This is a genomic window from Fulvimonas sp. R45, from assembly GCF_030504985.1.
Classification (GTDB): Bacteria; Pseudomonadota; Gammaproteobacteria; order Xanthomonadales; family Rhodanobacteraceae; genus Rhodanobacter_A.
In genome coordinates, this window is the sequence record NZ_JASERU010000001.1 from 149,092 (window position 1) to 163,070 (window position 13,979).

12 protein-coding genes are annotated in these 13,979 nt (G+C 68.6%); 9 read left to right on the forward strand and 3 right to left on the reverse strand.

Annotated features, from left to right (window positions below; translation table 11 throughout):
- Nucleotides 1–106 precede the first annotated feature (106 nt).
- From QMK61_RS00715 to pilH, 6 genes are all read left to right on the forward strand, one after another.
- A complete protein-coding gene (locus tag QMK61_RS00715; protein WP_302069761.1) occupies nt 107–2,947 on the forward strand; it encodes a 2-oxoglutarate dehydrogenase E1 component in 2,841 nt (946 codons plus the stop codon).
- A gap of 79 nt (nt 2,948–3,026) precedes the next feature.
- Nucleotides 3,027–4,238, forward strand: a complete 1,212-nt coding sequence (gene odhB / locus QMK61_RS00720; RefSeq protein ID WP_302069762.1) for a 2-oxoglutarate dehydrogenase complex dihydrolipoyllysine-residue succinyltransferase — start codon at nt 3,027–3,029, stop codon at nt 4,236–4,238.
- A gap of 139 nt (nt 4,239–4,377) precedes the next feature.
- Nucleotides 4,378–5,802 carry a dihydrolipoyl dehydrogenase gene (gene lpdA, locus QMK61_RS00725; protein ID WP_302069763.1) on the forward strand — a complete coding sequence of 475 codons (1,425 nt, stop codon included), beginning with the start codon at nt 4,378–4,380 and terminating at the stop codon, nt 5,800–5,802.
- Nucleotides 5,803–6,019: 217 nt separating this feature from the next.
- Nucleotides 6,020–6,616 carry a TIGR00730 family Rossman fold protein gene (locus QMK61_RS00730; RefSeq protein ID WP_302069764.1) on the forward strand — a complete coding sequence of 199 codons (597 nt, stop codon included), beginning with the start codon at nt 6,020–6,022 and terminating at the stop codon, nt 6,614–6,616.
- A gap of 14 nt (nt 6,617–6,630) precedes the next feature.
- Nucleotides 6,631–7,626 (forward strand): acryloyl-CoA reductase, encoded by a 996-nt coding sequence (locus QMK61_RS00735; protein ID WP_302069765.1) that lies wholly within the window; start codon nt 6,631–6,633, stop codon nt 7,624–7,626.
- A gap of 70 nt (nt 7,627–7,696) precedes the next feature.
- Nucleotides 7,697–8,062, forward strand: a complete 366-nt coding sequence (gene pilH, locus QMK61_RS00740; RefSeq protein WP_302069766.1) for a twitching motility response regulator PilH — start codon at nt 7,697–7,699, stop codon at nt 8,060–8,062.
- 70 nt (nt 8,063–8,132) lie between these two features.
- Here the strand turns inward: pilH and QMK61_RS00745 are convergent, their stop codons facing one another.
- Together QMK61_RS00745 and QMK61_RS00750 are read right to left on the reverse strand one after the other, a co-directional pair.
- A complete protein-coding gene (locus QMK61_RS00745; RefSeq protein ID WP_302069767.1) occupies nt 8,133–9,023 on the reverse strand; it encodes a DnaJ C-terminal domain-containing protein in 891 nt (296 codons plus the stop codon).
- A gap of 148 nt (nt 9,024–9,171) precedes the next feature.
- The gene (locus QMK61_RS00750) at nt 9,172–9,621 is read right to left on the reverse strand and encodes an Hsp20/alpha crystallin family protein (RefSeq protein ID WP_302069768.1); all 450 of its coding nucleotides are present in this window, start codon (nt 9,619–9,621) and stop codon (nt 9,172–9,174) included.
- Between the two features lie 266 nt (nt 9,622–9,887).
- Between QMK61_RS00750 and QMK61_RS00755 the strand changes: the two genes are divergently transcribed.
- The 3 genes from QMK61_RS00755 to QMK61_RS00765 all read left to right on the forward strand — a co-directional run bounded on the left by QMK61_RS00755 (nt 9,888) and on the right by QMK61_RS00765 (nt 11,285).
- Nucleotides 9,888–10,250, forward strand: a complete 363-nt coding sequence (locus QMK61_RS00755) for a hypothetical protein (protein ID WP_302069769.1) — start codon at nt 9,888–9,890, stop codon at nt 10,248–10,250.
- Between the two features lie 43 nt (nt 10,251–10,293).
- Nucleotides 10,294–10,776, forward strand: a complete 483-nt coding sequence (locus QMK61_RS00760) for a peroxiredoxin (protein ID WP_302069770.1) — start codon at nt 10,294–10,296, stop codon at nt 10,774–10,776.
- A 95-nt stretch (nt 10,777–10,871) separates the two neighbouring features.
- A complete protein-coding gene (locus QMK61_RS00765; RefSeq protein WP_302069772.1) occupies nt 10,872–11,285 on the forward strand; it encodes a DoxX family protein in 414 nt (137 codons plus the stop codon).
- 49 nt (nt 11,286–11,334) lie between these two features.
- Here the strand turns inward: QMK61_RS00765 and gyrA are convergent, their stop codons facing one another.
- The gene (gyrA, locus tag QMK61_RS00770) at nt 11,335–13,908 is read right to left on the reverse strand and encodes a DNA gyrase subunit A (protein ID WP_302069773.1); all 2,574 of its coding nucleotides are present in this window, start codon (nt 13,906–13,908) and stop codon (nt 11,335–11,337) included.
- Nucleotides 13,909–13,979 lie beyond the last annotated feature (71 nt).

A 13,979-nucleotide genomic window follows, 5' to 3' on the forward strand; every position in this document is an offset into this window, starting at 1 on the left:
GGTTGTCGCGGCGCAGCAGCCGCGGGCTATAATTAACGGGATTTTTCGCCAGCGGCCTTTCCCCGAACCCGGCCGTTGCAAGCCTCCCTTCCCTGCCGGTGGTGACGTGAGCACACATCTGATCCGCGAGTTCTTCGAGTCGTCCCAACTCGCTGGCGGCAACGCCGATTACGTCGAATCCCTGTACGACACCTGGCTGGCCGATCCTGCGTCGGTCCCCGCCGAATGGGGCCGCTACTTCGAAACCTTCAAGGGCCGCGAGTCGGGGGACGTCTCCCATACCGCGGCCATTGCGCGCATAGAGGCCGCGCAGAAGCAGCGCCGCGGCCTCGTCGCGGCCGCGCCGGTCAGCGACGAGCATGCGCGCAAGCAGGCCGGCGTGCTGCGCCTGCTCACCGCCTACCGCTCGCGCGGCCACCTGGCCGCCGACCTCGACCCGCTCGGCCTCGTCGAGCGCCTGCCGCCACCCGACCTGGGCCTGGCCTTCCACGGTCTGTCCGACGCCGACCTGGACACCGAGTTCGACTGCGGCACCTACGCCGGCGGCGGCCAGCGCATGAAGCTGCGCGAACTGTGGGCGCGGCTGAAGAAGGTGTACACCGGCACGGTGGGCGCCGAGTTCATGCACATCAGCGACCACGCCCAGCGCAACTGGGTCTACAGCCGCCTCGAACAGGCCAACGGCAGCGCCGGCCTCGACGCCGCCGGCAAGAAGCGCGTGCTGGCCGAACTGACCGCGGCCGACGGCCTGGAACGCTACCTGCACACCAAGTACGTGGGCCAGAAGCGCTTCTCGCTGGAAGGCGGCGACAGCCTGATCCCGCTGATCGACGACGTGGTGCGCGCCGCCGGCGACAACGGCGTCAAGGAGCTGGTGATCGGCATGGCCCACCGCGGCCGCCTGAACGTGCTGGTCAACATCCTCGGCAAGCCGCCGAAGACCCTGTTCGACGAGTTCGAGGGCAAGTTCGAGCATCCCGACGATCCCGCCCATTCCGGCGACGTGAAGTACCACATGGGCTTCTCCGCCGACGTCAAGACGCCCAAGGGCGGCGTGCACGTGGCGCTGGCGTTCAACCCCTCGCACCTGGAGATCGTCAACCCGGTGGTGGCCGGCTCGGTGCATGCACGCCAGATGCGCCGCCACGACGCCGAGCGCCAGCAATCGCTGGCCGTGCTGGTGCACGGCGACGCCGCGCTGGCCGGCCAGGGCGTGAACATGGAACTGTTCCAGATGTCGCAGGCGCGCGGCTTCAAGATCGGCGGCACGCTGCACGTGGTGGTGAACAACCAGGTGGGCTTCACCACCTCGAACCCCCAGGACGCGCGCTCCACGATGTACTGCACCGACCTGGCCAAGATGGTCAACGCGCCGGTGTTCCACGTGAACGGCGACGACCCGGAAGCGGTGATCGAGGTCACCCGCCTCGCCTACGAGTTCCGCAAGACCTTCCGCAAGGACGTGGTGATCGACCTGGTCTGCTACCGCCGCCACGGCCACAACGAGGCCGACGAGCCGTCGGCCACCCAGCCGGTGATGTACCAGGTCATCAAGAAGCGCCCCACCGCGCGCGAGCTGTACGCGCAGCAGCTGGTGAAGGAAGGCGTGATCGCCGAAGGCGACGGCCAGAAGCTGTTCGACGCCTACCGCGACCGCCTCGAGGCCGGCAAGCCGATGACCGAGCTGGACCCGGCGCCGCAACGCGACATCCACATCGACTGGACGCGCTTCCTCAACGGCCGGCTGTCGGACAAGGTCGACACCGGCGTGCCGAAGAAGAAGCTGGTCGAACTGGCCAACAAACTGCTCGACCTGCCCGCCGACCTGACCCTGCAATCGCGCGTGGCGAAGATCTACGGCGACCGCGCCAAGATGGCCGCGGGCGAGCTGCCGGGCGACTGGGGCTTCGCCGAGAACCTGGCCTACGCCACCCTGGTCGACCAGGACTACAACCTGCGCCTGGTCGGCCAGGACTCCGGCCGCGGCACTTTCTTCCACCGCCACGCGGTGCTGCACGACCAGAAGGACGGCCACACCTTCATGCCGCTGGCCGCCGTGCGCGAGGGCGCCGACGTCGAGGTGATCGACTCGCTGCTCAGCGAGGAGGCGGTGATGGCGTTCGAGTACGGCCACTCCACCACCGATCCCGACACGCTCGACATCTGGGAAGGCCAGTTCGGCGACTTCGCCAACGGCGCCCAGGTGGTGATCGACCAGTTCATCAGCTCCGGCGAAGCCAAGTGGAACCGCCTGTGCGGCCTGGCGCTGTTCCTGCCGCACGGCTACGAGGGCCAGGGTCCGGAGCATTCCTCGGCCCGCCTCGAGCGCTTCCTGCAGCTGTGCGCGCTGGACAACATGCAGGTCTGCGTGCCGACCACGCCGGCACAGGCCTTCCACATGATCCGCCGCCAGATGCTGCGCGACGTGCGCAAGCCGCTGATCGTGATGACGCCGAAGTCGCTGCTGCGCCACAAGCTGGCGGTGTCCTCGCTGGACGAACTGGCCAGGGGCGGTTTCCAGCTGGTGATCGGCGAGCATCGCGAGTTGCCCGCCAAGAAGGTCAAGCGCGTGGTGCTGTGCTCCGGCAAGGTCTACTACGACTTGCTGGAGGATGCCGAGAAGCGCAGCCAGAGCGATGTCGCCATCGTGCGCGTGGAGCAGCTCTACCCGTTCCCGCGCCCCGAGGTCGCCGCCGAGCTGGAGAAGTACCCGGCCGCGAAGGAAGTGGTGTGGTGCCAGGAGGAGCCGATGAACCAGGGCGCCTGGTTCCAGATCCGCCACCACCTGCAGGCCTGCATCGGCAGCAAGCACAGCCTCTCCTACGCGGGGCGCGCGCGTTCGCCGGCGCCGGCGGCGGGCCACCTCAACACGCACAATGCCGAACAGGCGGCGCTGGTCGAGCAGGCGCTGGTCGCCCCGGTCGGCACCGACCACTCCGCCGAGTAAGCTTCCCGAATCACGCGGCCAGGACGGCCGCACCCCGATCCTTAGCGTTCAACGAGCGCGACAAACCCAAGGGCCATTTATGTCCACCGAAGTCAAAGTCCCTGTCCTGCCCGAGTCCGTCTCCGACGCCACCATCGCCACCTGGTACAAGAAGGTCGGCGACGCGGTGAAGCGCGACGAGAACCTGGTCGACCTCGAAACCGACAAGGTGGTGCTGGAAGTGCCGGCCCCGGTCGACGGCGTGATCAAGGAGATCAGGCACCAGACCGGCGACACGGTGAACAGCCAGCAGGTGATCGCGGTGATCGAGGAAGGCGCCGCCGCGCCGGCGCCCGCGCCGGCCGCGAAGGACGAGCCCAAGGCCGCCGCGCCCGCTCCCGCCAGGGCCGAGGCGCCCAAGGCCGCCGCCGGCGTGGACGAGCTGTCCCCGGCCGGCCGCCGCGTCGCCACCGAGGAGCACATCGACCCGTCCAAGGTCGCCGGCACCGGCCGCGACGGCCGCGTCACCAAGGAAGACCTGGTCAACTACGGCAAGGGCGGCAGCGCCCCGGCTCCCGCCGCCGCGCCGGCCGCGAAGCCGACCCCGGGCAGCCGCCCGGAAGAGCGCGTGCCGATGACCCGCATGCGCGCCCGCATCGCCGAGCGCCTGATGCAGTCGAAGAACTCCATCGCGATGCTCACCTCCTTCAACGAGGTGAACCTCGCCGAGGTGGTGAAGATGCGCAAGTCGCTGGGCGAGCAGTTCCAGAAGACCCATGGCATCAAGCTGGGCTTCATGAGCTTCTTCGTGAAGGCCACCGCCGAGGCGCTGAAGCGCCACCCGATCGTCAACGCCTCGGTCGACGGCAACGACATCATCTACCACGGCTACCAGGACATCTCGATCGCCGTGTCCACCGACAAGGGCCTGGTGACGCCGGTGCTGCGCGACGTGCAGGACATGAGCTTCGCCGACATCGAGCAGGGCATCGCCGACTACGCGAAGAAGGCGCGCGACGGCAAGCTGTCGCTGGACGACCTGCAGGGCGGCACCTTCACCATCACCAACGGCGGCACCTTCGGCTCGCTGCTCTCCACCCCGATCGTGAACCCGCCGCAGAGCGCCATCCTCGGCATGCACACGATCAAGGAACGCGCCGTGGTCGAGAACGGCCAGGTGGTTGCCGCGCCAATGATGTACATCGCGATCAGCTACGACCACCGCATCATCGACGGCAAGGACGCGGTGCTGTTCCTGGTCGACATCAAGGACCAGCTGGAGAACCCGCAACGCATGCTGCTGGGCCTGTAAGCGCCCGAGCCCCTCTCCCGCCGGGAGAGGGGTGGGGCGAGGGCCCGCCGGCACCGCCGCGACGCCTCGCTCCGCACGCACCCTCACCCGGCCTTCGGCCACCCTCTCCCGGCGGGAGAGGGACAAAGCGAGAAACGACATGAGCGACAAATTCGACGTCATCGTCATCGGCGCCGGCCCGGCCGGCTACGTGGCCGCGATCCGCGCCGCGCAGCTGGGCCTGAAGACCGCCTGCGTCGACGCCTTCGCCGGCAAGGACGGCAAGCAGGCGCTGGGCGGCACCTGCCTCAACGTGGGCTGCATCCCGTCCAAGGCGCTGCTGGATTCCTCGCGCCAGTACTGGAACATCGCGCACAACTTCCCGGTGCACGGCATCAGCGTGGAAGGCGCCAAGGTCGACATGGCCGCCTTCATCGGCCGCAAGGACAAGATCGTCAAGCAGTTCACCGGCGGCATCGGCCAGCTGTTCAAGGCCAACAAGGTCACCCCGTTCTTCGGCACCGGCAAGCTGCTGAAGGGCAACCAGGTGGAGATCACCGCGGCCGACGGCAGCAAGCAGACGATCAGCGCCACCAACGTGATCCTCGCCTCGGGTTCGGTGCCGATCGAGCTGCCGTTCGCCAAGTTCGACGGCAAGCACATCGTGGACAACGCCGGCGCGCTGGACTTCACCGAAGTGCCCAAGCGCCTCGGCGTGATCGGCGCGGGCGTGATCGGCCTGGAACTGGGCAGCGTGTGGAAGCGCATGGGCGCCGAGGTCACCATCCTCGAGGCGCTGCCCGATTTCCTCGCGGTGGCCGACGCCGACGTGGCCAAGATCGCCAAGAAGGAATTCGAGAAGCAGGGCCTCGCCATCAAGCTGGGCGCCAAGCTGACCAAGGCCGAGGTCAGGAAGAACGAAGTCGCGCTGACCTACGAGGACAAGGACGGCGCGCACGAGCTGGTGGTGGACAAGCTGCTGGTGGCCGTGGGCCGCCGCGCCTACACCACCGGCTTGCTGGCCGACGACACCGGCGTGAAGCTGGACGAGCGCGGCCGCATCGTGGTCGACGAGCACTGCCACACCGGCGTGGACGGCGTGTGGGCGATCGGCGACGCGGTGCGCGGCCCGATGCTGGCCCACAAGGGCTCCGAGGAAGGCGTGGCGGTGGCCGAGTGGATCGCCGGCAAGGCCGGCCACGTCAACTTCGACACCATCCCGTGGGTGATCTACACCGAGCCGGAGATCGCCTGGGCCGGCAAGACCGAGAAGCAGCTCAAGGACGAAGGCGTGCCCTACAAGGTCGGCACCTTCCCGTTCGCCGCCATCGGCCGCGCCGTGGCGATGAACGAGGCCGTGGGCCAGGTGAAGATGCTCGCCCATGCCGAAACCGACCGCATCCTCGGCGTGCACATGGTCGGCCCGGGCGTGTCCGAGCTGATCGCCGAGTGCGTGGTGGCGATGGAGTTCAAGGGTTCCTCCGAGGACCTCGCCCGCATCGTGCACGCCCATCCGACCCTGTCGGAAGCCGTGCACGAGGCGGCGCTGTCGGTGGACAAGCGCGCCATCCACAAGGGCAACTGACGCCCCTGGATGGCCATAACGGCCCGCTCGTGGCGACATGGGCGGGCCGTGCCGTTTGAACCACCCGGAACCTTCACCGCCGTCATTCCGGCGCAGGCCGGAATCCAGTTTCAATACGCCGTGCGAAGCACTCAAAAGGGTTTTGTGTCCTTCGGACGCATCACTCGAACTGGATTCCGGCCTGCGCCGGAATGACGAGCAAAAAGCGAGTCCCGACATGCCCCAACCCACCGCCCTCTGCGTCTACTGCGGCTCCAGCCCCGGCAGGCATCCCGAATACGCCGACCAGGCGCGCGCCTTCGGCGCCGGAATGGCGAAGCGCGGCATCGCGCTGGTCTACGGCGGCGGCAACGTGGGGTTGATGGGCATCGTCGCCGACGCGGTGCTGGCCGGCGGCGGCAGGGTCGTCGGCGTGATCCCCCGCCAGCTGGTCGAGCGCGAGGTGGCGCACGCCGGCCTCACCGAACTGGTGGTGGTGGACACCATGCACCAGCGCAAGACGCGCATGTTCGAGCTGTCCGACGCCTTCGTCGCCCTGCCCGGCGGCTTCGGCACCATGGACGAGATGTTCGAGATGCTGACCTGGGCCCAGCTCGGCCTGCACCGTTATCCCTGCGCCTTCCTCGACGTGCGCGGCTACTACCGCAACCTGCGCGCGATGATGGACCACATGGTCGCCGAGCGCTTCGTGCGCCCCGAGCAGCGCGAAAGCGTCTGGTTCGGCGAGGACGCCGGCGCGCTGTTCGACTGGATGCAGGCCTACGAGGGCAGCTACCAGCCCAAGTGGATCGACCGCGACAGCGTGCACGCCTGAGCAGGAGGAACCGCATGACCCGTTTCCGCGCCTTCCGCATCCACGACGACGACGCCGGCTATCGCGCCGGCATCGAGGAGATCGACGCCGACGCGCTGACGCCCGGCGAAGTGCTGGTGAAGGTCGCGTACTCCTCGGTCAACTACAAGGACGCGCTGGCCGGCACCGGCAAGGGCAGGATCCTGCGTCGGCATCCGCTCAACGGCGGCATCGACCTCGCCGGCCACGTGGTCGCCTCCACCGATCCGGCGTTCCGGGAAGGCGACGCGGTGCTGTGCACCGGCAGCGGGCTGTCCGAGACACGCGACGGCGGCTACGCCGAATACGCGCGGCTGGATGCGCGCTGGACGATCCCGCTGCCGCCCGGCCTGTCGCTGCGCGAGAGCATGTTCCTGGGCACCGCCGGCTTCACCGCCGCGCTGGCGCTGCTGCACATGCAGGACAACCGGCAGACGCCCGCGCTCGGCCCGGTCGCGGTCACCGGCGCCAGCGGCGGCGTGGGCCAGCTCGCCATCGACATCTTCAGCCGCGCCGGCTACGAGGTGCATGCGATCAGCGGCAAGGCCGACCACTTCGACCACCTGAAGTCGCTGGGCGCCGCCGCATGCATCGATCGCCACGCGCTGGTCTTCAGCGGCAAGCCGATGGATTCGGCCCGCTTCGGCGGCGCGCTGGACAACGTGGGCGGCGCGATGCTGGCCGGGCTGCTGCCGCTGGTCGCGCCCTACGGCAACGTGGCGATCTGCGGCAATGCCGGCGGCATCGGCTTTGAAAGCACCGTGATGCCCTTCATCATCCGCGGCGTGAACCTGCTCGGCGTGGCCTCGGCCGGCACCGCGCGCGACATCCGCGATCGCGTCTGGCGGCACCTGGCCGGCGACTGGAGGCCGCGCCACCTGGAGCGCATCGCCACCCGCGAGGTCACGCTGGACGGACTGCCCGGGGTGTTCGCGCGCATGCTGGCCGGAGATTCCTTCGGCCGCACCGTGGTGCGCGTGGCGGGCGGCTGAACCGCCGCGCTTGGAAGCGCCGTCCGGGCGGCTTAGAATCCATCTGAACAACAAGGGGACACCCAATCTTATGGCACGCATCCTGATCGTCGACGATTCCCCGTCGCAGCTCCTGGGCCTGAAGCGCATCGTCGAGAAGCTTGGCCATGAGACCCTGACCGCCGAGGACGGCGCCGCCGGCGTGGAAGTCGCCAAGCGCGAGCTGCCCGACCTGATCCTGATGGACGTGGTGATGCCGAACCTCAACGGCTTCCAGGCCACCCGCACGATCAGCAAGGACCCAAGCACCTCGCACATCCCGGTGGTGCTGGTGACCACCAAGGACCAGGAGACCGACAAGGTATGGGGCATGCGCCAGGGCGCCAAGGCCTACGTCACCAAGCCGATCAAGGAAGACGAGCTGGTCAGCACGCTGAAGGAACTGCTGCCGGCCTGACGGTCCGCGCTTCCCGCATGCAAACGGCGCCTGGAGGCGCCGTTTTCGTATCGGTCCGGCCGCGCACCGCTCAATGGCGCGGGTCGTAGCCCTCGAACCGCTGGCGCAACGCCTCGTAGGCCTCGCGCTGTGCATCAGTGTCCGCTGGCGGCGTGCGGATCGACAGTTCCACCAGTTGGTCGCCCGGCGGCGTACCAGGCATGCCGCGGCCCTTCAGGCGCAGCTTGCGGCCCGACTGCGAACCGGCCGGAATGCGCAGGTCCACCGCGCCGGCCAGGGTCGGTACCGGCACCGTGGCGCCCAGCGCCGCTTCCCACGGCGCCACCGGCAGCACGTGCAGCACGTTGCGCCCGTCCAGCCGGAAGCGCGCGTCGTCGCGCATGCCCACTTCCAGCAACAGGTCGCCGCTGGGGCCGCCGCCCATGCCGGGATGGCCCTGCCCCGCCAGGCGGATCACCTGCCCCGGCTGGATGCCGGCCGGGATCTTCACTTCCAGCACGCGCTCGCCGCCGCCGTCGTGCATGGCCAGCCGCGTGCGGCCACCATCGAAGGCGGTCTGCAGGTCGATCTCCACCCGCGCCTGCACGTCCTGCCCGCGGCGCGCGCGCGGTTGCCCGCGTGCGCCGCCGGCCGCGCGGCCGAACAGGCTCTCGAAGAAGTCGCTGAAATCGCCGCCCTCGCCGAACTCGAAGTGCTGGCCCTGCCCCCAGCCCGGCGGCGGCCGGAACTGCTCGCCGCCGCGGTAGCCGCCGGCGCGCAGCTGGTCGTAGGCGCGGCGCTTCTCGGGATCGAGCAGCACCTCCTGCGCCTCGTTGGCGGCCTTGAATTTTTCCTCGGCCCCGGCTTCCTTGTTCTTGTCCGGATGGTACTTGCGCGCCAGCTTGCGGTAGGCGGTCTTGATCTCCGCCTCGCTGGCCCCGGGCTTCACGCCCAGGATCTCGTAATAGTCTTTGAACTCCACAGCCACTCCTGACCGGAGACCGGAAAAGACAGTCGGCACCGCGTCCCCGTTGTGCGCGGACCGCGCAGGCATGCGCCTGCCGGCAGACGAAACGAACGCGCGGCCCACGGAGGATCATCGTCCGCCGTGGGCCGCGCCTGCAACCCGCTCAGTGCGCGGTATCGATCGCGATGCGGCGCGGCGTGGTTTCCGGCTTCTTCGGAATGGAGATTTCCAGCACACCATGACGGCCGCTGGCAGTGACGTTCTCCGCGTCGGCGCTGTCGGGCAGGCTGAAGCGGCGATGGAACACGCCATGCAGCCGCTCCTGCCGGGTGAAGCGGCCGACCTGCTCGCTCTGCTCCATCGTGCGCTCGCCCTTGATGGTGAGGATGCCCTTGTCCATGCTCACCTCGATCGAGGCCGGATCCACGCCGGGGATGTCGGCGAAGATCACGAAGCGCTTGTCTTCCTCCCTGATGTCCACCTGCGGCGCCCACTGGCTGGTCACCACGTTGGACTGGTCGCTCTCTTCCTGTCCCAGGAAGCGGTCGAAGGCCTGGCGGAACGCCTGGATCTCGCGGGGCATGCCCCAGCTCACGTGACGGGTCACGGTCATCTCGGATCTCCTCTGCAATAGGCGCGGCACCCAACGCCGCTTGCCTCCGAGATAGGTGTCCTGCGCCCCGATTCAAGGCGTCTGCCGGGTCCGCCGATACCCGTGCTGCAGCCGTCATTCACCTCTGCGGCAATCGCGGGCTGCTGGCAACGTGACGTTCCGCGCAGTTTCTTCACATGACCTTCACATAGACTGAAAACATGAGAAGAATCAGCACCTTTCTGGGAATATTCCTATCCGCTTCGACGCTTGCCGGCTGCGGTGGCGTGCCCGTTGCCAGCGCGCCCCGGCCCAGCCTCGCGCATGCGGATTTCGGCCGTTACCCGCCCGACTACAAGGCGCTGGTGCGCACGTGGAGCGAGAGCAACCTCAAGGGCGCCGGCGAACTGCAGTTCGGCCATGTCTCCCGGCCACGCCGCGATTGGGCGCCGGACGGCGCGGGCACGCTCTACGGCTGGTCGGTGTGCGCGATGATCAGCGCCCCCAACACCTACGGCGAGTACACCGGCCCGCAGACCTTCTGGTTCCTGATCCACGGCGACCGCGTGGTGACCATCCGCCAGAGCGACGTCATCTCGCCCGGCCACCGCGTCGACTGCAGCGACGGCCTGGCGCCCGCCACCGGTTGAGGCGGGCTGGCGCTACGATGCGCGTTCCCCCTCGGAGAACGCCATGAGCATCCAGCCCGGCCAGCCCCTGCCCGACGTCGAGATCCGCGTAATCGACGGCGATATCCAGACCGCACGCACCGGCGCCCTGTTCGCGGGGCGCCGGGCCGTGCTGTTCGCGGTGCCCGGCGCCTTCACGCCCACCTGCTCGAACCGGCACCTTCCCGGCTACGTGGCGCACCACGATGAATTCCGCGAGCGTGGCATCGAGGTGATGTGCCTGGCCGTCAACGATGCCTATGTGATGCAGGCCTGGGCCACCGCGCAACGGGTGCCGCCGGGCCTGAAGCTGCTCGCCGACGGCAACGCGGCCTTCGTCCGCGCATTGGGACTGGAACTGGACGGCAGCGCCTACGGCATGGGCCTGCGTTCGCGCCGCTTCGCGCTGTACGCCGAGGACGGTGTGGTACGCCAGCTGCACGTGGAGGCGCCGGGCGAATTCCGCGTTTCCAGCGCGGAGGCGATGCTGGCCGCCGTCCCTGCCTGAGCCGGGCGCGCGTCCGGCCGCTCGGCGTATAGTCGTCCCGTGGCGCCCGCTGCGGGTCGACGATACGGCCAACCCGGGCGCGGGAGGAGAACGCCATGCGCTACGCGCTGCTCGAAAGCCGCAGGAACGAGGTCCTGCTGCTGGCCCGCATCCTGCTGATGGTGCTGTTCGTGCTGTTCGGCTGGAACAAGCTGACCGACTTCCACGGCACCGCCGCCTACATGGGGGCGGAGGGCTTGCCGCTACCCGCCGTGGCGGCGATCGTCGTGATCCTGATGGAATTCGTGGTGGGCCTGGCGATCGTGCTCGGTTTCTGGACGCGCCCGTTGGCCCTGTTGATGGTGCTGTACACGCTGGGCACCGCGCTGGTGGGACACCACTACTGGAGCATGGACGGCGCCGAACGCATGGCCAACATGATCAATTTCTACAAGAACCTCGCCATCGCCGGCGGCCTGTTGCTGCTCTGCCTCACCGGTCCGGGCAGGTATTCGGTCGATCGCCGATAGGCTACAGACGAAAGCCCCGCCAGGCGGGGCTTTCGTCGTGACGGCAGACTCAGGCGGCGTCCGTCTCCGGCTCGGGCGCCGCGCCGTCGTCGCCGACGTCTTCGTCCGCCTCCAGCCGCACCACGCTGACCAGCGATTCCTCGGCCGGCAGCCGGATCAGGGTAACGCCCTGGGTGTTGCGGCCAAGCTGGGAGATTTCCGCCACGCGGGTGCGCACCAGGGTGCCTTGGTTGGAAATCAGCATCAGCTCGTGCCCCTCGGTGACCTGCACCGCGGCCACCAGCGCGCCGTTGCGTTCGGAGCACTGGATGCCGATCACGCCCTGGGTGCCGCGGCCTTTCTTCGGGAACTCGTCCAGCGCGGTGCGCTTGCCGTAGCCGCGCGCGGTGGCGGTGAGCACGTCGCCCTCGGCCGCCACGATCAGCGAGACCACTTCCTCGCCCTCGGCCAGGCGCATGCCGCGCACGCCGGTGGCGGTGCGGCCCATCGAGCGCACGGTGTTCTCGTCGAAGCGGTTCACCTTGCCGTTGGAGGCGAACAGCAGGATGTCGCTGTTGCCGTCGGTCAGCTCCACGTTGACCAGCGCGTCGCCCTCGTCGAGCTTGATCGCCTGCTTGCCCTTCTGCAGTTGGAAGGCGAACTCGGTGAGCGGGGTCTTCTTCACCGTGCCGTGCCGGGTGGCGAAGAACACGTAGCGGTCCCCGGCGTACTCGCGCACCGGCAGCACGGCCTGCACCTTCTCGCCCGCGGCCAGCGGCAGCAGGTTGATGATCGGCTTGCCGCGCGCGCCCGGGCCGGCCTCGGGCATCTGGTAGACCTTGAGCCAGTAGACGCGGCCGGTGCTGGTGAAGGTGAGCAGGGTGTCGTGGGTGTTGACCACCCACAGCTGCTCGACCACGTCCTCGTCCTTCAGCGCCGAGGCCGAGCGCCCCTTGCCGCCGCGCCGCTGTGCACGGTAGGCGCTGGCCGGCTGGCGCTTGATGTAGCCGGTGTGCGACAGCGTCACCACCATGTCCTCGGGCGCGATCAGGTCGAGCACGTCGAGGTCTTCCTGCGAATGCTGGATCTCGGTGCGGCGCGCGTCGCCGTACTCGGCCTTGATGGCTTCCAGTTCCTCGCGGATCACCTTGAGCAGCACGTCGGGGTTCTCGAGGATCTCGATCAGGCCGCGGATGGTGTCGAGGATCTGCCGGTACTCGTCGGACAGCTTTTCCTGCTCCAGCCCGGTCAGGCGGTGCAGGCGCATGGCGAGGATCTCCTGCGCCTGCGCGTCGGACAGCTGGTAGCCGTCCGGCTTGAGGCCGTCGCGCGGGTCCATGTCCTCGGGACGCGAGGCTTCCGCGCCGGCCGCGGCCAGCAGCGCGGCCACCATGCCGGGCTCCCACTTGCGCGCCAGCATGCGCTCGCGCGCCTCGGCCGGCGAGGCGGAATTGCGGATCAGCTCGATCATCGCGTCGATGTTGGCCAGCGCGACGGTCAAGCCTTCCAGGATGTGCGCCCGGGCGCGCGCCTTGCGCAGCTCGAAGATGGTGCGGCGGGTCACCACCTCGCGGCGGTGGCGGATGAAGGCCTCGAGGATCTCCTTGAGGTTGAGCAGGCGCGGCTGCCCGTCGACCAGCGCCACCATGTTCACGCCGAAGGTGACCTGCAGCTGGGTCTGCTGGAACAGGTTGTTGAGCACCACGTCGGCCATCGCGTCCTTGCGGATCTCGATGACGACGCGCATGCCGTCCTTGTCGGACTCGTCGCGCAGCTCGCTGATGCCCTCGATGCGCTTTTCCTTGACCAGCTCGGCGATCTTCTCGATCAGCCGCGCCTTGTTCACCTGGTACGGGATCTCGTGGACGATGATCGTCTCGCGGCCGTTCGGCTCGGTCTCGATCTCGGTCTTGGCGCGCACCAGGATGCGGCCGCGCCCGGTGCGGTAGGCCTCGACGATGCCGGCGGCGCCGTTGATGATGCCGGCGGTCGGGAAGTCCGGCCCGGGGATGTGCTGCATCAGGTCGTCGACCGAGAGCGCGGGCTCGTCGATCAGCGCAATGGTGGCCGCGATTACTTCGTTGAGGTTGTGCGGCGGCACGTTGGTGGCCATGCCGACCGCGATGCCGGCCGAGCCGTTGATCAGCAGGTTCGGCACGCGCGTGGGCAGGACCAGCGGCTCCTGCTCCGACTCGTCGTAGTTCGGCCCGAAGTCGACCGTCTCCTTGTCGATGTCCGCCAGCAGCTCGTGGGTGAGGCGCGACATGCGCACCTCGGTGTAACGCATCGCCGCCGCGTTGTCGCCGTCGACCGAGCCGAAGTTGCCCTGGCCGTCGACCAGCATGTAGCGCAGCGAGAACGGCTGCGCCATGCGCACGATGGCGTCGTACACGGACGCGTCGCCGTGCGGGTGGTACTTACCGATCACGTCGCCGACCACGCGGGCCGACTTCTTGTAGGGCTTGTTCCAGGCGTTGCCCAGTTCGTTCATCGCGAACAGCACGCGGCGGTGCACGGGCTTGAGGCCGTCGCGCACGTCCGGGAGGGCGCGGCCCACGATCACGCTCATGGCGTAGTCGAGGTAGCTCTGGCGCATCTCGTCTTCGATGTTGACGCGGATGACTTCTTTGGCGAGTTCTGCCATCAATCGGCTTCCCTGGGGATGGAAAAAGACCGCCTAGCGCGCGCCTCGTGCATGCGCGCAAGCGGGCTGGA